Source organism: Dactylosporangium sp. NPDC006015, assembly GCF_040614215.1.
Taxonomy (GTDB): Bacteria; Actinomycetota; Actinomycetes; order Mycobacteriales; family Micromonosporaceae; genus Dactylosporangium; species Dactylosporangium maewongense.
Map to the genome: position 1 here is coordinate 1 of NZ_JBEXUD010000086.1, position 19,103 is coordinate 19,103.

The window sequence follows — 19,103 nt, forward strand, 5'->3', positions numbered from 1 at the left end:
CACGTACTGCGGGGTGTTGTCCTCGGGGTTCCACTCGACGCCGTGCTGGAGCAGGTCCCACGCCTCGTTGGCGTAGTAGACCTCGTCGAAGATCGTCTCCTTTGGATGTGCGAGGTTCACCATCCGGAGGAGCAGCCCGATCGCGGTGACCAGGATCGCCGCCAGCCAGAAGGCCGGGGTGGCGGGTCCGGGACGGGCGAGCCGGCGACGCACCGCGTCGGCGACCGGGTGGGCGGTTCCATCCCAGGACGGCTCCGCCGCCGGCGGCGGCGTCTCGCTTGCGTCGGTCAGCACCGAGGTCATTGCGCGATCGTAGGCGGTGGGATGCCACCATCGCACATGTGCCATTGATTCTGCTCGGAGCTCCTTTGGGTAATCCCGAGGACGCCTCGCCCCGGCTGCGCTCGGTCCTGGCCTCCGCCGACGTCGTCGCCGCCGAGGACACCCGCAGGCTGGGCCGCCTCGCCCAGCACCTCGGCGTGACGATCGGCGGCCGGCTCGTCTCCTACTTCGAGGGCAACGAGGAGCGCCGCACGCCCGAGCTCGCGGACCTGCTCGCCACCGGGGCGACCGTCGCCGTGGTGACCGACGGCGGCATGCCCAGCGTCTCCGACCCCGGGTTCAGGCTCGTCCGGGCCGCGGTGGCGTTGGGCGTACCGGTGAGCGCCGCCCCGGGCCCGAGCGCCGTCACGACGGCCCTGGCGGTGTCGGGGCTGCCCTGCGACAGGTTCTGCTTCGAGGGGTTCCCGCCGCGCAAGCAGGGCGAGCGGCGCACGTACTTCGCGTCCCTGGCCGCCGAGCCGCGCACCCTGGTCTTCTTCGAGTCCCCGCACCGCGTCGGCGACACCGTGCGCGACCTGGCCGCGGCCTTCGGCGCCGACCGCCCGGCGGCGCTGTGCCGCGAGCTCACCAAGACGTACGAGGAGATCCGCCGCGGCACCCTCGGCGAGCTGGCCGAGGACGCGGAATCGGCGCGCGGCGAGATCACCCTGGTGGTCGGCGGGGCGCCGGCGGTGCCGCAGGAACGTCCCTCCGACGCCGCGCTGTCCGCCTCGGTCGCCGCACTGGTCGCCGCCGGCACGTCCAAGAAGGACGCGATCACCGAGGTGGCGACCCGCTTCGGCCTCCCCCGCCGCGAGGTCTACGCCGCCGCTCACGCATGAAACTTCCGCCGCGATCCGGAGCCACGACCGCACAAGGTCTTCCGGATCACGCGACGCCCCGTGTACGAGTGCGCCCGCCGCCGTGATCCGGAAGAGTTCGTGCTGCCAGAGCGACACGAAGTCTTCCGGATCACGAGGCGGCAGCGACGGGGTCAGTAGGAGCTCACGAGGACGCCGAGGGCCAGGACCAGCGGGGCGGCGGCGGTGAGGGCGTAGGCGGCGAGGCGGGTGCGGAGGCGGCCCAGGCGACCGGCGCCGGTGGCCCAGCACAGGGCGGCGCCGCACAGCAGGATCAGCGCCAGGCCGACGGTCCAGCGGACGCGCAGCCCCATGGGGTTGCCGGCGTACGCGATCCGCCCGCCCTCGCGCATCCGGGCGTCGAGGACCGCGCCGGGAGCCTCGTCGGCGCCGACCAGGGGTACACCGGCGACCGCGGCACCCTTGTCGGGCTGGAACGTCACGTAGCACCGGCGCAGGACGCCGTCGCCACGGCAGCGGGTGACCTGGGCGTGGCCGGCCTCGCCCTGGCCCATGTCGAGGAAGAACGGCTCGGCGCTGGTCCAGGCGAAGAAGCCGGCCAGCAGCGCGATCAGCAGCATTGCAAGCAGGCCGGCCGCGGGGCTGCGCAGGCGCTTGGGCTTGCGCGGCAGGCGGACCGGCGGCGGGGAGGTGCGGGCGGCGTCGCGTGGCCGGCGCATGACCCGCATCGCGGGCGGCGGCCACGCGTCGCTCGCGCCGGACAGCTGCCCGCCGGACGGCTGCCCGCCGGACGGCTGCTCGCCGGACGGCTGCTCGCCGGACGGCTGCTCGCCGGACGGCTGCTCGCCGCCGGACAGTGAGGACAGCTGCGTCGCCGTCTCCTCCAGCTGGGCGGTGGCCTGCTGGAGGTGCTCGATGACGGCGGTCGCCCCCGCGTCGTGCGCCGCGGGGTCGACGAGATCGGGAGCGAGGCCCGCGGCCGCCGGCACCAGGTCCGTGCCCGGCTCGTCGTGGACCGGCGCCCGCACCGTGGTGGTCGACGTGGTCGGCCACAGCGGGAAGCCGTCGGCTGGTTTCGGTGGGATTCCGGCGGCCTGGCCCCGCCACCACGCTTCTTCGCTCACGTTTTCATTGGACAACGGGTCATACCGGAGATTTCGGACGTCCCCTAGCGTGTCGGGAGAAACTATCCGTTCGCCGAAGGTCAGGACGGGTCACTACGCTTTCAGGTCATGAGTCGTGTTCTCGCCGCGGTCGCCTGGCCTTATGCCAACGGGCCGCGCCACATCGGTCACGTGTCCGGCTTCGGAGTGCCCTCCGACGTGTTCAGCCGCTACATGCGGATGGCCGGCCACGACGTGCTGATGGTCTCCGGCACCGACGAGCACGGCACCCCGATCCAGGTCCAGGCCGACGCGGAGGGGGTGACCCCGCGCGAGCTCGTCGACCGGTACAACCGCGTGATCGTCGAGGACCTGCACGGGCTCGGCCTGACCTACGACCTGTTCACCCGCACCACGACCGGCAACCACTACCAGGTGGTGCAGGAGCTCTTCCAGGGCCTGCACGACAACGGGTACATCATCGCCAAGACGACGCTCGGCGCGCGGTCGCCGTCGACGGGCCGGACGCTGCCCGACCGCTACATCGAGGGCACGTGCCCGATCTGCGGCTACGACAGCGCCCGCGGTGACCAGTGCGACAACTGCGGCAACCAGCTCGACCCCGACCAGCTGATCAACCCGCGATCGAAGATCAACGGCGAGACGCCGGAGTTCGTGGAGACCGAGCACTTCTTCCTGGACCTGCCCGCGTTCGCGGAGCAGCTCAACGCCTGGCTCGACACGCGCGAAGGCTGGCGGCCCAACGTGCTGAAGTTCTCCCGCAACCTCATCGCCGACCTGCAGCCGCGCGCGATCACCCGGGACCTGGAGTGGGGCGTGCCGATCCCGCTCGACGGCTGGCGCGACCGCGACGACAAGCGCATCTACGTCTGGTTCGACGCGGTCATCGGCTACCTGTCGGCCTCGGTCGAGTGGGCCCGCCGCAGCGGCGACCCCGAGGCGTGGCGGAAGTGGTGGCAGGACCCGGACTCCGAGGCGTTCTACTTCATGGGCAAGGACAACATCGTCTTCCACTCGGTGATCTGGCCGTCGATCCTGCTGGGCTACTCGGCGCCGAAGCCGGGCTCGCTCGGCGCGCTCAACCTGCCGACCGAGGTCGTGTCGTCGGAGTACCTGACGATGGAGGGCAAGAAGTTCTCCTCCTCCCGCCGGGTCGTCATCTATGTCCGCGACTTCCTGCAGCGGTACGACGCCGACGCCCTGCGCTACTTCATCGCGGTCGCCGGCCCGGAGGCGACGGACACGGACTTCACCTGGTCGGAGTTCCGCCGGCGCAACAACGACGAGCTGGTCGCCGGCTGGGGCAACCTGGTCAACCGCTCGATCTCGATGGCCGCGAAGAACTTCGGGGAGATCCCGGCCGCCGGTGAGCTGACGGCCGAGGACACCGCGCTGCTGGAGGCGGTCCGCGCCGGGTTCGGCAGCGTCGGCGACCTGCTGGCCAAGCACCGGCAGAAGGCCGGGATCACCGAGGCGATGCGGATCGTCGGCGAGGTCAACAAGTACTTCTCCGACCAGTCGCCGTGGAAGCTCAAGGAGGACAAGGCCCGGATGGGCACCGTCCTGCACGTCGCCCTGCAGGCGGTGCGCGACTGCAACACGCTGCTCACGCCGTTCCTGCCGCACGCGGCCCAGCAGATCCACGAGCTGCTCGGCGGCACCGGCGTGCACGCGCCCATGCCGCGGATCGTCGACGTGGAGGACCTGGACAACGGCCTCACGTACCCCATCCTCACGGGCGACTACACGGACGGCGCGACGTGGGTGCCGGAGGCGATCGTCGCGGGCACGCCGCTGTCAGCGCCGACGCCGGTGTTCAAGAAGCTGGACGAGTCGATCGTCGAGGAGGAGCTGGCCCGGCTGCAGAGCTGACCGCGCTAGGGGATCTCCGCCCAGACGATCTTGCCGTCGGCGACGGCGCGGGTCCCCCAGCGGTCGGAGCTGGCGCGGACGATCTGCAGGCCGCGGTGGTGCTCGTCGTCGAAGGTCGGCTCGATCAGGAACGGCAGCCGGTTGTCCTGGTCGAACACCTCGATCGCGACGTGGGCCGGCAGCAGGTGCAGGCGCAGCTCGACGTGGCGGGTGCGGGCGTGGGTCGCCGCGTTGGCGAAGAGCTCCGCGACGACCGCGACGGCGGTGTCGGTGCGCTCGCCGGGCACGTCCCACCCGCGCAGGGTCTCCTGGACGAAGCGGCGGGCCGCGCGACTCTCGGACGCCACCGCCGGGTAGGCCGCGACCGCGGTCAGCGGCACCTCGGTCGGCGGCTGCCGGACATAGAGGACCGCGATGTCGTCCTCGTGATGGGCCGGGTCGACCATCCCGGCGACGAGGTCGTCGATCGCGGCCAGGGTCGGTCGCGGGTGCAGGGCGATCCGTGCCTGGAGGTCGGCGAGCCGGTCCTCGATGTTGCGGTCGCGCCGTTCGATGAGGCCGTCGGTGTACAGCAGGAGCGCCTCTCCCGGGGGGACCGCGACGACCTGTTCGGTGTACGGGAAGTCGGCCGTCCCGAGCGGCGGCCCGACGGGCCCGGTCAGCAGCCGGGTCGGCTGGCCGGCCAGGACGCCGACGGCGGGCGGGTGGCCGGCGTTGGCGTAGCTGAGCGTGCCGTGCACCAGGTCGTAGACCGCGTAGACGCACGACGCCATCTGCGTGTCGTCGTCGGCCGCGAGCAGCGTGTTGAGCTGGCGCATGAGCTGGCCGGGGGCGAGGTCCAGCGACGCGTAGGAGCGGATCGCCGTGCGCAGCTGCCCCATCACCGCCGCGGCGCGGATGCCCTTGCCCATCACGTCGCCGACGACGAGGGCGACCCGGCCGGCGGACAGCGGCACCAGGTCGACCCAGTCGCCGCCGACCTCGACGCCCTTCGCCGCCGGCAGGTAGCGCGACACGACCTCCATCCCGTCCACCCGCGGGATCCTGGGCAGGAGGCTGCGTTGCAGCTCGACGGCGGCGTCGCGCTGGCGCAGGTACATGCGGGCGTTGTCGAGCGCGACCGCGGCGTGCGCGGCGATGCCGACGGCGAGGCGCTCGTGCCGCTCGGTGAACCGGGCGACCTGCGGGTGGCCGAAGAAGAAGCCGCCGAGGACCTCGCCGGTGGAGGAGACGACGGGCACGGCCAGGTAGCTCACGACCTGCAGGTGCCCCGACGGGATGCCGGTGTACGGCGGGTTGTGCCCGTAGCGCGGGTCCTTCCTGATGTCGTCGCTGCGCAGGTACCCGACGCCCCGGAACGTCGGGTCGAACACGCTGGTGTTGCGCGGCAGCGGGAACTTCGCGAACGCTTCCTTGGACACCCCGGACAGCGAGTACAGCTGGTGCGACTCGCCGAGCTCGTCGGTGACGTTGTAGAAGAACGAGCCGAAGGCCGCGCCGGTGAGGCCGGTCGCGACGTCGGTGGCGCGCTGCACGACCCGGTCGACGTCGAGCTCCGACGACAGCTCGGTGCCGACGGAGTGCAGCGCCTCGACGAGGCTCGTCTCCTCCCGCAGCCGGCCTTCCCGCTCGCGCAGCTCCTGCTGGCTGCGGCGCAGCCGCGCGGCGGCGTCGGCGAGCTCGGCGACGGTCCGCTCCAGCCGGGCCGCCTGCCGCTCGGCGGCCCGCTCCACGGCGCCGAGCAGGTCGCCGTACGCCTCCTCGCGGGCGGCGGCGTCCCCTGGGTCGGCGTGGCGGTGCAGGCCGATCCGGAGGTTGAGGACGATCAGCTCGAACAGGTCGGCGGTCTGCTGGTCGAGCCGGACGGTGACGCCGGCGAGCAGGTGGTGGCCGGCGCAGCCGACGGCCAGCACGGTCCGCACCGGATCGTCGTCGACCTCGCGCAGCTGCACCCCCGCGGGCATCGCACCGGGCGCCCGCCAGTCGCCCGTCGCACCCCACCCTCCGGCCGGAAGGACGCCGGCGGGCGCGGTCGTGACGATCGTCTCTCCCGCGGCCAGGCGGAGCCAGGAGAAGGCGGACGGGCCGGCGGCACCGTCCCGAATGCGCTCGTGAAGCAGCTCCGCGACGTCATACAGGGCACCGGAAAGGTCGTCGCCCTTCGCCGCGACCGCACGCACCTCGGTCCCGCAGCGCACGATCTCGCTCAGGGAGAGGCTGTTGAGGTCGTACACCGGGCCTCCGGTCTTGGCACATTCACGGACGAACCATCCAAACCAACAACCTGCCCCGGGCGCAATGGTCCCAACCGCGGATCGGTCACGCAGCGCGCCCGGTTTGCCCCCAATGCCGGTTCCTGCGATGTGCAACTTGCAGAATGGCACGGGTTTGAGCGAAAAGCCCGATCGCGATGAGGAGTGTCGTTGATGACATCGTTGTAATTCTCCGTAAAAAACATCGATGTCATACGTCTCTATGAGTAGCTACAGACACCCACATGAGTAAAAAGCGTGTCGACATGCCGCCGCGGCACCAGGGACGATCGAAGAAGGCACGCGTGAAGGGTCCGGTTCCGGTCGAACCGGACCATTCCCCACACCCCCGCACAGCGCCGCGCGACTCCTCCAAACCAGGGCTCACGCTGTGTAGCCCCGAAGACTGTCCGTTAGAACTGACACGGACAGCAAAACTGGACAAATGCCATGTATCACCCCAGCGCTCGCACACCCGCTGTACGACAAGGTGCCGCTATTAATTGGGGGGTATCTATGAATAGAACGCTCAATCATGAGATGTTCGTCAATGTTTGTACTCCTACAATCGAAGCAGCCAAATATGGGGTCTCCCCTCCGGACGCGTGGAGATCTATGGTGGTCGGCGTCGGTTCTCCGACGAATTCCATCCCTCGGTGAAGGGTCGCCCAGCACGTCTCAAACGCGTCCCCGGGAGTGACGGTGCAGAGCAGCCAGCACGGCGGTCCACGCGAGAGCACTCTTGACAAGTTGGCGCACAACGACGCCGCCGAGCGGTTCCGCAGCTGGACAGGGCCGATCCGGCCGACCGAGGCACCCGCCACCGAGCGGCGCGGCGACGCGCCCGAGCTGCCGGCGGTACACCTCGCGCGAGACCGGCTCATGGAGCAGCTCGACGCCGCGGTGTCACACCCCGTGACATTGCTGTGCGCACCGACCGGCTGGGGCAAGACCGTCCTGGTGGCGTCGTGGATCGCCGCCGGCCGGGCACCCGGGCGCGCCGCGTACGTGCGGTTCGAGGCCAACTGCGGGGCCGGGGCATGGCGGCAGCTGACGAACGCGCTCACCGCCGCCGGCATCGCCGTCGACCCGGCCACCTACGCGTGGAGCAACGCCCACCACTACGAGCGCGCCGTCGTCGTCCTCGACGACCTGCACCACGTCGCCAACCACACCGTGCTGCGGCGGCTCGAGCGGCTCATCACCCGCCTCGGCGACCGGATCAGCTTCCTCATCCTCGCCAGGACCGAGCCGCCCCTGTCGCTCTACCGGTGGCGGGTCCGCGGCCAGCTCAACGAGCTGCGCACCGATCACCTCGCCCTCACCCAGGACGAGGTCACCGGCCTCGCCGACGGCTACGGGGTGCGCCTCGCCCAGCACTTCCGCTACGCGCTCTGGCACGTGACCGAGGGCTGGCCGGCGGCGGTCGCGGTGATCCTGTCGGCGATGGTCGGCCGGCACGAGCCGGAGCGGCTGGTCACCGACATCATCCTGGGTGAGGCCGGGCTCAACGAGGAGGTCGGGCTCAGCGAGTACGTCCGGCGGGAGATCCTGCAGCACCTCGACCCGGAGATCCGCGAGGTCATGCTGCGGACCTCGATCCTGGAGACGGTCTGCCCCGGCCTGGTCGAGGCGCTCACGGGCGGCCGCGGCGGCGCCCGGCTGCTCGCCCAGATGAGCCGCGCGAACTCGCTCGCCAGCTTCTACGGCGGCTCGCACTCCTGGTACCGCTACCGCAGGCTGCTGCGGGCGATGCTGCGCGCCGAGCTGCGCACCACCCTGTCCTTCGCCGAGGAGCGGGCCCTGCACCGGGCGGCGGCCGGCTGGTACGCGGCGAACGGGCTGCCCAGCGACGCCCTGACGCACGCCATCGCGGGCGGCGACTGGGTCTCGACCGAGCGGCTGTTCCTCCAGTACTGGCCGGAGCTGGCCGGCTCGGGGCCGCGGGCGCTGACCACCCGGGACGGGCCCCAGCCGCCGCACGACATCGCCGAGCGGCCGATGCTCGCCTTCGCGCTCGCCCTGTCGTGCCGCGACACCGGCGACATGGTCGGCATGTCGGCGTTCATCCGGCTCGGCGAGCGCGGCCTCGGCGAGGCGCCAGGGACTCTGCAGGCCGAGCTCCTCGCGGCGATGCGGCTCGCGGAGGCCGCCGCCACCGAGGACCCCGACCGTGCCCACGAGACCGCGGTGCGCCTGCTGGAGCGCACCGAGGACGCCGCGGGCGAGCACGTCTTCGCGGACTCCGCGGACGCGGCGCGGGCCGTGGCACACCTGACCTTCGCCGGCGCGGCCGTGGCGGGTGGCCGGCTCGACGAGGCCGACGCCGAGCTGGAGCGCGGCGCCGACCTGGCCCGCAAGTCCGGCTTCAACCTGCTCACCGTGCAGGCGAACCGCCTGCGGGCGGTCGCGCACCTCAGCCGCGGCCGGCTGTCGGCGGCGGCGGCCTGCGCGCGGCGGGTCCTCGACGGCTGCCGCGACGCGGGGATCGCCGAGTCGCGCAACATCAGCTACGCCCGGCTGGTGCTCGCCACCGTGTGCCGGGAACGCGGCCAGCTCGACGAGGCCCGCTTCCACATCGAGGAGAGCGTCAACGCCAACGCGGTCCCCGACCCCAACGGCTGGGTCAGCGGGTCGATCGCCCTGGCGCTGCTGCTCTTCGACCGCGGCGACCACGCCGGCGTGCTGGAGGCGCTCGAGCCGCTGATGGACACCGGTGCGGGCGTGATGCCGCGCTACGCCGACGTGACAGTGCGGGCGCTGCACGCGGACCTGTGCCTGCTCGACGGCCGGATGGACCAGGCGCACACGGTCATCGCCGAGGCGCTGCGGCACTGGCCCGGCTCCGACGAGCCGCTGCTGGCGCTCGGCCGCCTGCACCTGGCCGAGGGGCGGCCGGCGGCCACCGCGCAGGTGGCCGAGCGGATCCTCGACGAAGGGCCCGGGTCGCTGGTCACCGCCGTCTCCGCGACGGTGCAACTGGCCCAGGCGCTGCGGCAGCTCGGCGACCTGGCCGGCGCGTCGGAGCAGATCGACCAGGCGCTGCGGATGGCCGGCCCGGAGGGGATCCGCCGGCCGTTCGACGGGCACGCCGGCTGGATCGCGGAGGTCCTCGCGTCGCCGCCGGTGCTCACCCCACCCCGGCAGCGCGACCCGGAGCCCGCCGACCCCGAGCCTCTCGCGGCGGCCCCCGTGTCCCCTGCTGCGTCCCCTGCTGCGTCCCCAGTCGCGTCCCCAGTCGCGTCCCCTGCTGCGTCCTCAGCCGCGCAGGACGGCCTCGCGGCCTGGTCCGCGCCCGCGGGGGAGCCGATGCCCGACCCGCTCACCGAGAAGGAGGCGCAGGTCCTGCTCTACCTGCGCAGCATGCTGTCGGTCGCGGAGATCGCCGCGGTGCTCAGCGTGTCGACCAACACCGTCAAGACGCACGTGCGGCACGTGTACAGGAAGCTCGGCGTCAGCCGGCGGCGCGACGCGGTGCGCCGGGCACGGGAGCTCAGCCTGATCTGACGCCTCACCCGCCAGTGTGGGACCGGCACCTCCGCCAACCACCCTCTGCGGGCGAGCCACCCACCCGGCCGTGAGGGCCACGATATGGGCGGTCGCCGGTGTTCCCGCCGCCGACCGACGTAGGCCTCAGGGGTGTGACGTGGTGACGACGGATGTTGCGGTCAACGGCGTGCGGGTCGGCGTGCGGTACGCAGTGGCGGACAGGATCGCCGGGGTCGGCGGTGACTGGTTCCTCGGCACCGCCCTGCCGGGCGGCGACGTGCTGCTGGCCGTCGGCGACGTGATGGGCCACGGCCCGGACGCGGCCGGCACCATGCGGCAGCTGCGGGCGTCGATGACGGCGCTGGCCCTGGCCGGCGACGAGCCGGGCGTGATCCTCGCCGCGCTCAACCGGATGCTGTGCCGGCGCCGCGCGACGGTCCTCGCCACCGCGGTCTGCGGCCGGTTCCGCCCCGCCGACCGGATGCTCGTCTGGGCCCGCGCGGGCCACCTGCCGATCCTGCGGGCCAACACGGACGGCGTCGGGCCGCTGCGCCAGCCGCCCGGGATGGCGCTCGGCGTCGAGCCCTGCGCCGTGTACCCGCAGGCGGCCGTGCGGATCGAGCCCGGCGAGCTGCTCTTCATGTACACCGACGGCGTCGTCGAGCGCCGCGACCAGGCCATCGACCAGGGTGTCCAGGGCCTCGCCGACGACGTCCGGGCCGCGATGCGCGCGTCCGCGCCCGCCGAGCACCTGGACCGCGCGCTGGACGGGGTGCTGGACATGGCCTGGCGCGGCAACCTCGACGACGACGCCTGCCTGCTGGCCGCCGAGCCCGTGGCCTGGTAGCCCCACCCGCGGCGGCTCCCCCATCCGCGGCGCCCCCACCCGGAGCGGCTCCCCGGTTCCTCCGGCGCCTCACCCATCGAGGGTGATCCCTGATCACCCGCCTCCCTCGAATCATCTTCCCCAGGCACGACGTGGACGTTCCGGGCGCGCGGGCGGCGCGTCCGGAACGACCATCCGGGCCTGTTCCGGGGGGAACAGAGAAACAACGGGGGAGATAGGCCGTGCCGGTCCTGGTTTCGACCGGGGCCGGCACGGCCCACACGTATTCCCGGACTGTTTCCCACTTGAAACCGATCCTGCACACGGCAGAGGCAGTAGGGAGAGTACGGCGGATGGACAGCGGCGGCGGTGTGGTGAAGGAATGGACCACGTTCGGCACGACGATGCTCGCGCTCGTCGGCACGTTGAACGTCTCGCAAGGGCTGCTGGTGGGGTTCGCCAGCGGTGGTATCGGGTTCAACAGGAATGACGTGGCGTTCACCAGCGCCACCACATGGGCCACCGCGACGGTGACCCTCGGCGTGCTCCTCGGCGTCACCGGGTTCGCGCTGCGCGCCCGCAAGACCAGCGCCCGGGCCGTCGCGGTCAGCATCGTGGCGCTGCACGCGATCTCGCAGCTGGCCATGCTCCGGGCGTACCCGGCATGGTCGCTGCTGATGATCACGCTCGACGTGATCATCCTGTTCGTCCTGACCGTGCCGAAGGGCAGGGCGGCCGCCGCCGGCGTTGAGCCGGAGGAGGCGCCGATCGCGTCGGTCACGAAGCTGGCGCTGCGGCGCAACAGCCGCAACGACCGGTACCGGGGCCGCCACAAGGCCGGCCGGCCGATCGTGCGCCACGAGGACGTGATCCTGGTGGACATCGTCGAGGAGCTCGAGCCCGCGGTCGGCAGGGTTCCGGTGGGCACCGACGTCGACGTCATCGACCTCGACTCGCCGCAGGTGTGGGTCCGGGCGGTCGGGCACGCCACCGTCCCGATGATCGTCGCCGAGCCGGTGCACGAGATGGACGACTCGTTCATCGCCGTGCAGTGCGCCTCCCTCGACCCGCTCATGGACCCGCTGCCGGTGCTCATGGCCGCGCAGGCGGACACGGCGATCATCGAGGGTGTGATGGTCGAGGACGACGAGGAGATCTCGGAGGAGCTGGCCGCCATCGGCGCCCGCCCTTACGTCACCCAGTAACTCGAACACCCCACCGCCGACGGCGGCGGCGCCCCCAATGGAGTGGGCGCCGCCGCTGTTTTGTGTCCGTTCGGGTGTCCCCGTACGGTGTCCGCCGGTGGTCCCGCCCCGCAGACCGAACGGCGCGGAGCAGCGCCGTTCGGGGGAGGCCGGGACGACGCGACGCGAAGCGACGGCCCTCCGAGAACCGGACGGCGCACAGCGGCGGCCGCACCGGAGGCCGGACGGCGCCACAGGGGCGGGCCCGTCCCGGGAACTGGACGGCACAAAGCAGCGGCCCCCGGGGGATTCCCCGGGGGCCGCTTGCCATGGCCGGCGAGCTGTCCTGTCAGAGCAGGTTCAGCTCGCGGGCCCGTTCGATCACCTCTCGCCGCCTGCCGACCCCCAGCTTGCGGTAGATGTTCTTCATGTGCGTCTTCACCGTGTTGACGGACACGTAGAGCATCGAGGCGATCTCGCCCGCGGACAGGGTGCCCTGCAGGTAGCGCAGGACGGCCAGTTCGCGTTCGGTGAGGGGCTCCGCCAGCTCGCCCGCCGCGGCGGCCGGGCGGCCGAAGCCGTTGAGCTCGGTGGCGATGTCCTCGGCGACGCCGCGGTAACCGCTGCCCGCCGGCAGGTAGGTCACCAGCAGCTCCCGGACCGGCTGGCCGCCGGCCACGAACGGCCAGCGGATGCCCTCGTCCTCGGCGCAGCGCAGCGCCTGCTCGAGGGCCCGGCCGGCCTTGCTCCGGTCGCCGAGCGCGCGGAGCGCGCGGGCGCAGGTGAGGTTGGCGTCGACCGTCCACACCAGCGAGCCGGTGGTGTACTCCAGGAACGGCTGCACCGCACCGAGGGCCGCCGCGGGGCGGCGCTCGGCGAGGGCGGCCTTCGCTCGGACGACACCCAGCCACGGCTGCAGCAGATCCACCGGCTCCAGGTTGAGCAGCCGCTTCGCCGCCTCCACGTCGCCGGCGGCGAGCCGCAGCTCCGCCTCGGCGAGCGTGACGCAGTGCTGGAGCCGGGGCGTGTACCGCCAGTCCGCGAGCTGCCGCCGGATCGCGGCCAGCTCGGTGCAGGCGGCCCTGGCGTCGCCGGCGGCGGCCCGGATGTGTGCCCGGGACATCGTGGCGACCGCGACCAGGCCCGGGTCGGCCAGACCACCGCCGTCCAGTGCCCGGTCCAGGTAGTGCTCGGCCGCCCGCACCCTGGCCTGCAGGTAGCAGACCTCGGCGACGGTGAGCTGCGCCCAGACCACGTCGCTGCCCTGCGTCTGCCCCTCGCGGTCGGCGAGGGCCAGGGCCTCCTTGCCGTAGCGCATCGCCGCCGTCAGCCGCCCGCGGGTCGCGTTGAGCTGCGCGAGCTGCCGCAGCGCGGCCAGCTGCGACTGGATCCCGCCGCAGCGGCGGGCCAGGTTGAGCGCCTCGGTGAGCGCCAGCTCCGCCGCCCCCAGGTCGCCCTGCAGCAGGCGCGCGCCGCCGACGGCGACGAGCGCGAGCGCCCGCATCCGCGCGGTGTCCTGGTCGTCGAGGCCCATGTCGTCGCGCAGCAGCTGCGGCGCCGTGGCGAGGATCAGTTCGGGCTTGCCCGACTGGTGCGCCTCGGCCATCCGGAAGCTGTCGACGATGGGCTGCAACGCCGTGCGGGCCGACTCGACCAGCGTGTGCTGCGAGCGGTCGACCAGGTGCAGGAACGTCTCCGTGCCCTGCGGGTCGCTGGCGTCCAGGCGCTCCGCGGCGAAGGCCAGGGCCAGCCGCGGGTCGTTGCGGACCTCCTGCGGCGGCGGCGGGACCAGCTCCTTGATGGTCCGCAGCCGCGCCCCCGGCACCAGCTCCTGCCAGCTCGCGGCGAGCAGGTCGGAGGCCTGGCCCCAGTTGCGGGCCGCGAGCGCGTGCCGCAGCGCGTCGGCCGGCGAGTCGTGCGCGGCGAACCAGTCCGCGGCGCGGCGGTGCAGCTGCCGGACCTGCTCGGGCCGGCGGTGCCGCAGCTCGTCGTACAACATGAGACCGAAGAGCGGGTGGCACCGGTACATGCCGGCGTTGCCGCTGCCCTGCACGACGAACAGGTTGGAGTGTTCGAGCTGTGCCAGGATGCGGGCGCCGTCGACGCGGCCCGTCAGCGCCTCCACGAGCTCGGCGCTGACCTGGTCGAGCACCGAGGTGCAGAGGACCACCTCGCGGATGTCCTCCGGCAGGGTGTCGAAGACCTCGCCGACGAGGTACTCGCCGAGCGCCCGGTCCTGCAGCGCGAAACGGGGCACCAGGCTGTCAGGCTCCGGGTGCCCCTGCACGGCGAGCGCGGCGAGTCGCAGCCCCGCCGCCCAACCTCGCATCACCGCGTGCAGCTCCACGAGGGCCGACTCGGCGAGCCGGACGCCGTGCGCGTTGAGCATCTGCGCGGTCTCGTCGAGGGTGAAGCCGAGCGTCCCGTTCCGCAGCTCGGCGAGCGCGCCGCGGATGCGGAAGCGGTACAGGGTGAGCGCCGGGTCGGTCCGGCAGGCGATGACGAGACGCAGGCGATCTCCCGCCTGGGAAAGCAGCGTCTCCAGCTCCCCCCACACCCGCGGGACGGACAGCTCCTGCAGGTCGTCGAGGATGACGACGACCGGCGGGCCGGGCCGCCGCAGCAGCACGACCAGCTCGTCGAGTGCCTCGCCACCGTCGGTCGCCGCCGCGGTGACCTGGTGCTCCGCGGTGGCCGCCGCGACCGCACCCAGCACGTGTTCCCAAAAGCGTGGGCCGTGGTGTGCCTCGACGGTCAACCACGCCAGCGGCCAGGGAGATCGCCCTGCCGCCACCCATTCTGCCAACAGGGTGGTCTTGCCCCACCCCGCCGGAGCGGAGATCAATGTCAAATGCCCCGCCACCGCACGATCCAATGCGTCCAGAAGACGCGGTCGTGGCACGTGATAGCGGGGCGGCTCAGGCACTGCGAAGTGCAGTGCGGGACGGGTGATGGTGTCAACGAGCGTTTTCTGCCCCAACGTTTTTCGCCCCCTCCCACCCACCGCAGCACGGCGGATGACCACGGGATTGTGAGGCGATTAAAGGTGAGGTCGCCTCACCCGTAGGGGGTGAACAAATAACAGTGCGTGTTCACCCGAGTCGGCGAACGCAACGAAAACCGACGTGACAGCTGCCGTTGTCGACCGCCTCCGGCTGTCGCGCCGCGGGGCGGAACCGGTGGTCATAGCCGGTGGAGCACAGGTAGGAGCCGCCTTTGACGACCCGGCTCGCATAGACGGCCGCCCCTGCCGGGGTGTCCACCCGCGGGTTGTCGGCGATCTCACCCTGGGGCTGGAGAGGATCGTCACCCACGTCGAATCTGGCATTTCCGGACCGGTAGTAGTCCGACGTCCACTCCCACACGTTACCGACCACGTCGAAGAGGCCGTACGCGTTGGCGGCGAACGCCCCGACGGGGCTGGTGCCGTGGCCGCCGTCGCTGCGGTCCAGCCACGGGAAGATGCCGTGCCAGATGTTGGCCCGGCCCGGCTCGGGATCGTCACCCCACGGGTAGATCGCCTGGTCGAGCCCGCCGCGGGCGGCGAACTCCCACTCCGCCTCGGTCGGCAGGTCCTTGCCGGCCCACCTGGCGTACGCCGCGGCGTCCTCGTAGGCGACGTGGACCACCGGGTGCGCCGACTGGCCCCGGATGTCGGAGTCCGGCCCCCACGGATGTCGCCAGGACGCGCCGGGGCGGAACTCCCACCACACCCGCCAGTCGCGGAGCGGCACAGGTCCGGGCGGCTGTACGAACACCATCGAGCCGGGCTGACCTTCGTCCTCCGGCTGCCGCTCCGCCACCGTCTCGTAGCCGGTCTCCGTCGTGAACAGGGCAAACTCGGCGTTCGTCACGGGATGCGAGTCGATCCAGAAGCCGTCGACGGTGACCTTGCGCACCGGCGCCTCTTCCGGATAAAAGCCGTCCGCACCCATGGCGAACGCGCCACCAGGTATCCAGGCCATCTCCACGACCGCATTGTGCTTGCGCCGCCGGGTGAGAAGTCCTCACCCGGTGCGGGTGACGGGCGGTCCATCGATGGACGGGCGATCCAACTCACACGGGCCGGGTGATGTCCGGTCATCCGGTCGCCCCGAACGATCGGCTCAAAAGCACCGGTTCGCAATTTCCGCAAGGGAGGGAGGTCGCCACACGAGCTTCGCCGGATCCGGCCGCGGCGCCTCCTCTCTTGTCCGCCGCGGCCGGACGACGAACCTGCTCTCATTGGTCAGACCTGCCAGACCCTGCCTCCTGCCGGTGCCCCGCTCGTGCAGAGGAAGGAACACAGTGGCCATGACCAAGAGCAGAGCCGTGTGGTTCGGCTGGGTCACCTTCGCGGCCGTCATGCTCGTCGTGATCGGGCTCCTCAACGTGCTCGAAGGACTCGTCACGCTGCTGCAGAACCAGGTGGCGTTCATCGACAACAACAGTCTCGTCGTGGTGAACCTGACCGGCTGGGGCATCCTCATGCTGGTCTTCGGCGGGCTGATGCTGGCCGCCGGGATCGGGCTGCTGTCCCGCAACAGCGTCGCCCGGGTGGCGGCGATCGCCATCGTGGCGGTGCACATGGTGATCCAGGTCGGCTGGCTCGGCGCATACCCGGTGTGGTCGCTGTTGATGATCACACTCAGCGTGGTGGTCCTCTTCGCGCTCACCGTCCACTGGTCGGAGTCCATGCCTCCCGCCGTCACGCCGGCCCCGGCGAGCCACCGGGCGGCCGACCGGGACTACCAGGCGGTGGACTACCAGGGGCACGGCAGCGGCATCCCGATGAACGCGCCGACCTCACCGCACCACCCCGCCGCGCAGACGTCGGGGTCGGCGGCGTACGGGCCGAATGTGGGGCCCTACCCACCGAGCGGGCCGTATCAGGCGGGGCGGCCGGGCCCCGCGGCGCGGCCGAACGAGGGCGCGCACAGCGCGGCGGAGGCGAGCCAGCCGAGCCAGCCGGGCCGGCACGGCGACATGCCCGCGACCGGTGAGGCACCGCAGCCGCCGCGGTACGGCGACGTCGGCGGGCCGGGCGCGCACTCCCGGCACGACGAGACGGCCCGGTGGTCGTCCGACCCGCCCCGGCACGCCGCACCGACCTCGGACCACGGCGTGATCTGAGGGACCGCGCGGCACACAGAAAAGAACTGGGTGGCTGCCCCCGTGGCAGCCACCCAGTTCTGTGTCTGGAAACGCTTGAGGCGCCGACGCGGGCCTGGGAGCGCGTCGGCGCCTCTCGCGCCGTCCTTCAGTGTTCAGACGTCTTATCGGGCCTGCTGTGTGACTTGCGATGGGTGGGCGGCCTCCTCCGGATCAGCCGCCCACCCATCGGCTCCCGCCGCCCTCGCTGAAGAGCGCCCAGTGCGCAGGATGCGGGCCGTGTTCACCGCTCGTCCTGCCCCGTTGAGTACCCCCTGCTCAACGGTGTTCACCTGACGCCCCAGCTGGGTCGTCACGCCGGGGACCACCGACGACGTGACGCCCGCGGCTGGCGGGAACGGGCGGACCGTCATCGACGGTGCAGCAGTCACCATCAGGGCCGCCCGCAGTTCGTTCATGGCAGGAATCCTGCTGGCTGTCAGAGTGATGCGTCCTCACCCCGGTGGGGTGATCGGCCAGCGGGCACATCGTCACTCCGCACAGGTGGGGCCGGGCACGTCCAGCGCAGCGACGCTCGTCAAGGAATGCCCGACTCACGGAACGGAGCACGACCATGGCCACGTTGACCGTCTGGAAGTTCGACACCCCCGAGGGGGCGTCCCGCGCCGCCGAGAAGCTCCAGGGCCTCGCGAAGCAGGGCCTGGTGAACATCGAGGACGCCGCGACCGTCTCCTGGGAGGAGGGCGCCAGCAAGCCCAAGACCCGGCAGATGCACAACCTGACCGGCCGGGGCGCGCTCGGCGGCATGTTCTGGGGCATGCTCTTCGGCCTGATCTTCCTCATCCCACTGTTCGGCATGGCCGTCGGCGCGGCCGCCGGCGCCATCGCGGGCTCACTGAGGGACGTCGGCATCGACGACGACTTCATCAAGCGCACCCGCGACGAGATCCAGCCGGGCACGTCCGCGCTGTTCGTGCTGACCACCGACGTCGTGGTCGACAAGGTCCGCGACGCGTTCGCCGGCGACCGGCCGAAGCTCCTGCACACCAACCTGTCCAAGGAGCAGGAGGACCACCTGCACGAGGTCTTCGTCTGAACCCCCTTCCCCTCTCCCCGGAGACGGTGACGCCCGGTGGTCCACTGTGGACCACCGGGCGTCTCGGGGCAGAACGTCTTCAGGCATTCGGCAGGTCGGCCATCTCCTTCTCCGCGGACTCGACCTCCGCGGTCAACTTGGCGTGCTGCTCGGACAGGGCGTCGAGCAACTTCTTGGTGGTCTGCAGGCTCTCGGCACCGATGGATCGGGTCGACGCCAGGAGGTTCTCGGCCGCCTCGCGTTGCCGCTGGCGGCGGGTGTCCCACTGCACGCGGCGGGCCTGCTCGGCGCGGGCCTCCTCCGAGCGACGTTGCGCGAGCGCGGTCTGGAAGTCGCGGATCGCGTCCTCGGCGTGCTTGCGGGCGTCGGCGAGCAGCGCCTCCCCCGCGGTCCGGGCGCCGTCGAGCTCCTCGGCGGCCCGCTTGCGCAGGTCGTCGGCCTCCTGCTCGGCCAGCTCGATCATCTGCTGGATCCGGCCGCCGACGGCCTTCGAGGTCTCGTCGCCGCACGTGCACTGGCGGACCTGCGTGTTGAGCCGTTCGACCTTGCCCGCGAGCTGCTGCTCCCGGTAGCGCGCCGAGGCAAGCTCCGTCTCCACGGTGGTCAGCCGCATCTGCAGGGTGGCGATGTAGCGATCCACCTGGCCGCGGTGGTAACCCCTCAGGGCAAGCTCGAACCCGTTCTCGCCGCGGAGCTCGATCTCACCGACAAGCGCGCTCATCCTGGGCTCATCCCTCCCCGCCCGTCGACGCGACGGGCGATAGCGGGAACGCTGCCGACCAGTGTGGTGACCGCGCGTCATCCGATCCGGGTGAGCCTCCTGCACGCGGCGCGCCGGTGCAGCGATGTCGATGGAACCGTTGCTACGCAAGGCAAACAGCCACATCGGCCGAGGGAAGACCACCCAGGCAGGGTGAGGCCCCGCAGCTTGGAGCGGTGCTTTGCTCGTCACGTTTGGCGAGGTATGAAATCGGGGGGCACCGAGTGTCGCAAGCGTTGGTACAGCAGGATCGCCGTGGAACGGCCC

The 19,103-nt window shown here is 71.9% G+C and carries 12 protein-coding genes and 1 pseudogene; 7 read left to right on the forward strand and 6 right to left on the reverse strand.

The features are described from left to right. A pseudogene (locus ABZ321_RS56885) lies at nucleotides 1-303 on the reverse strand (phospholipid carrier-dependent glycosyltransferase); the annotation flags it as partial. Between the two features lie 29 nt (nucleotides 304-332). On the opposite strand from ABZ321_RS56885, the gene rsmI reads away from it, so the two are divergent. Beyond that, a complete protein-coding gene (rsmI, locus tag ABZ321_RS56890; RefSeq protein ID WP_344504027.1) occupies nucleotides 333-1,163 on the forward strand; it encodes a 16S rRNA (cytidine(1402)-2'-O)-methyltransferase in 831 nt (276 codons plus the stop codon). 152 nt (nucleotides 1,164-1,315) lie between these two features. Here the strand turns inward: rsmI and ABZ321_RS56895 are convergent, their stop codons facing one another. Next, nucleotides 1,316-2,266 carry a hypothetical protein gene (locus ABZ321_RS56895; RefSeq protein WP_354905239.1) on the reverse strand — a complete coding sequence of 317 codons (951 nt, stop codon included), beginning with the start codon at nucleotides 2,264-2,266 and terminating at the stop codon, nucleotides 1,316-1,318. 108 nt (nucleotides 2,267-2,374) lie between these two features. On the opposite strand from ABZ321_RS56895, the gene metG reads away from it, so the two are divergent. Continuing rightward, a complete protein-coding gene (gene metG / locus ABZ321_RS56900) occupies nucleotides 2,375-4,138 on the forward strand; it encodes a methionine--tRNA ligase (RefSeq protein WP_354905241.1) in 1,764 nt (587 codons plus the stop codon). Nucleotides 4,139-4,143: 5 nt separating this feature from the next. Here metG and ABZ321_RS56905 read toward each other — a convergent pair whose 3' ends face one another. Continuing rightward, a complete protein-coding gene (locus ABZ321_RS56905; RefSeq protein ID WP_344503881.1) occupies nucleotides 4,144-6,372 on the reverse strand; it encodes a SpoIIE family protein phosphatase in 2,229 nt (742 codons plus the stop codon). A gap of 768 nt (nucleotides 6,373-7,140) precedes the next feature. On the opposite strand from ABZ321_RS56905, the gene ABZ321_RS56910 reads away from it, so the two are divergent. From ABZ321_RS56910 to ABZ321_RS56920, 3 genes are all read left to right on the forward strand, one after another. Next, nucleotides 7,141-9,897 (forward strand): LuxR C-terminal-related transcriptional regulator, encoded by a 2,757-nt coding sequence (locus ABZ321_RS56910; protein WP_354905242.1) that lies wholly within the window; start codon nucleotides 7,141-7,143, stop codon nucleotides 9,895-9,897. Nucleotides 9,898-10,039: 142 nt separating this feature from the next. Beyond that, the gene (locus ABZ321_RS56915) at nucleotides 10,040-10,726 is read left to right on the forward strand and encodes a PP2C family protein-serine/threonine phosphatase (RefSeq protein WP_354905244.1); all 687 of its coding nucleotides are present in this window, start codon (nucleotides 10,040-10,042) and stop codon (nucleotides 10,724-10,726) included. 332 nt (nucleotides 10,727-11,058) lie between these two features. Continuing rightward, nucleotides 11,059-11,910, forward strand: a complete 852-nt coding sequence (locus ABZ321_RS56920) for a hypothetical protein (RefSeq protein WP_344503884.1) — start codon at nucleotides 11,059-11,061, stop codon at nucleotides 11,908-11,910. 328 nt (nucleotides 11,911-12,238) lie between these two features. Here the strand turns inward: ABZ321_RS56920 and ABZ321_RS56925 are convergent, their stop codons facing one another. Beyond that, on the reverse strand, nucleotides 12,239-14,914 hold the full coding sequence (locus tag ABZ321_RS56925; RefSeq protein ID WP_344503885.1) for a LuxR C-terminal-related transcriptional regulator: 2,676 nt from the start codon (nucleotides 14,912-14,914) through the stop codon (nucleotides 12,239-12,241). A 67-nt stretch (nucleotides 14,915-14,981) separates the two neighbouring features. Beyond that, nucleotides 14,982-15,854, reverse strand: a complete 873-nt coding sequence (locus tag ABZ321_RS56930; RefSeq protein ID WP_344504028.1) for a formylglycine-generating enzyme family protein — start codon at nucleotides 15,852-15,854, stop codon at nucleotides 14,982-14,984. A gap of 328 nt (nucleotides 15,855-16,182) precedes the next feature. Here ABZ321_RS56930 and ABZ321_RS56935 point away from each other — a divergent pair, with 328 nt between their 5' ends. Together ABZ321_RS56935 and ABZ321_RS56940 are read left to right on the forward strand one after the other, a co-directional pair. Next, nucleotides 16,183-17,001, forward strand: a complete 819-nt coding sequence (locus ABZ321_RS56935; RefSeq protein WP_344503886.1) for a hypothetical protein — start codon at nucleotides 16,183-16,185, stop codon at nucleotides 16,999-17,001. A gap of 592 nt (nucleotides 17,002-17,593) precedes the next feature. Next, a complete protein-coding gene (locus ABZ321_RS56940; protein WP_344503887.1) occupies nucleotides 17,594-18,076 on the forward strand; it encodes a DUF1269 domain-containing protein in 483 nt (160 codons plus the stop codon). 79 nt (nucleotides 18,077-18,155) lie between these two features. Here ABZ321_RS56940 and ABZ321_RS56945 read toward each other — a convergent pair whose 3' ends face one another. Beyond that, nucleotides 18,156-18,797 (reverse strand): hypothetical protein, encoded by a 642-nt coding sequence (locus ABZ321_RS56945; RefSeq protein WP_344503888.1) that lies wholly within the window; start codon nucleotides 18,795-18,797, stop codon nucleotides 18,156-18,158. Nucleotides 18,798-19,103 lie beyond the last annotated feature (306 nt).

Excerpts from the sequence above, each read along its gene's own strand:
- ABZ321_RS56920 (WP_344503884.1), top strand. The coding sequence starts at position 11,059 with ATGGACAGCGGCGGCGGTGTGGTGAAGGAATGGACCACGTTCGGCACG.
- ABZ321_RS56945 (WP_344503888.1), bottom strand. The coding sequence starts at position 18,797 with ATGAGCGCGCTTGTCGGTGAGATCGAGCTCCGCGGCGAGAACGGGTTC.
- metG (WP_354905241.1), top strand. The coding sequence starts at position 2,375 with ATGAGTCGTGTTCTCGCCGCGGTCGCCTGGCCTTATGCCAACGGGCCG.
- ABZ321_RS56930 (WP_344504028.1), bottom strand. The coding sequence starts at position 15,854 with ATGGCCTGGATACCTGGTGGCGCGTTCGCCATGGGTGCGGACGGCTTT.
- ABZ321_RS56935 (WP_344503886.1), top strand. The coding sequence starts at position 16,183 with ATGACCAAGAGCAGAGCCGTGTGGTTCGGCTGGGTCACCTTCGCGGCC.
- ABZ321_RS56940 (WP_344503887.1), top strand. The coding sequence starts at position 17,594 with ATGGCCACGTTGACCGTCTGGAAGTTCGACACCCCCGAGGGGGCGTCC.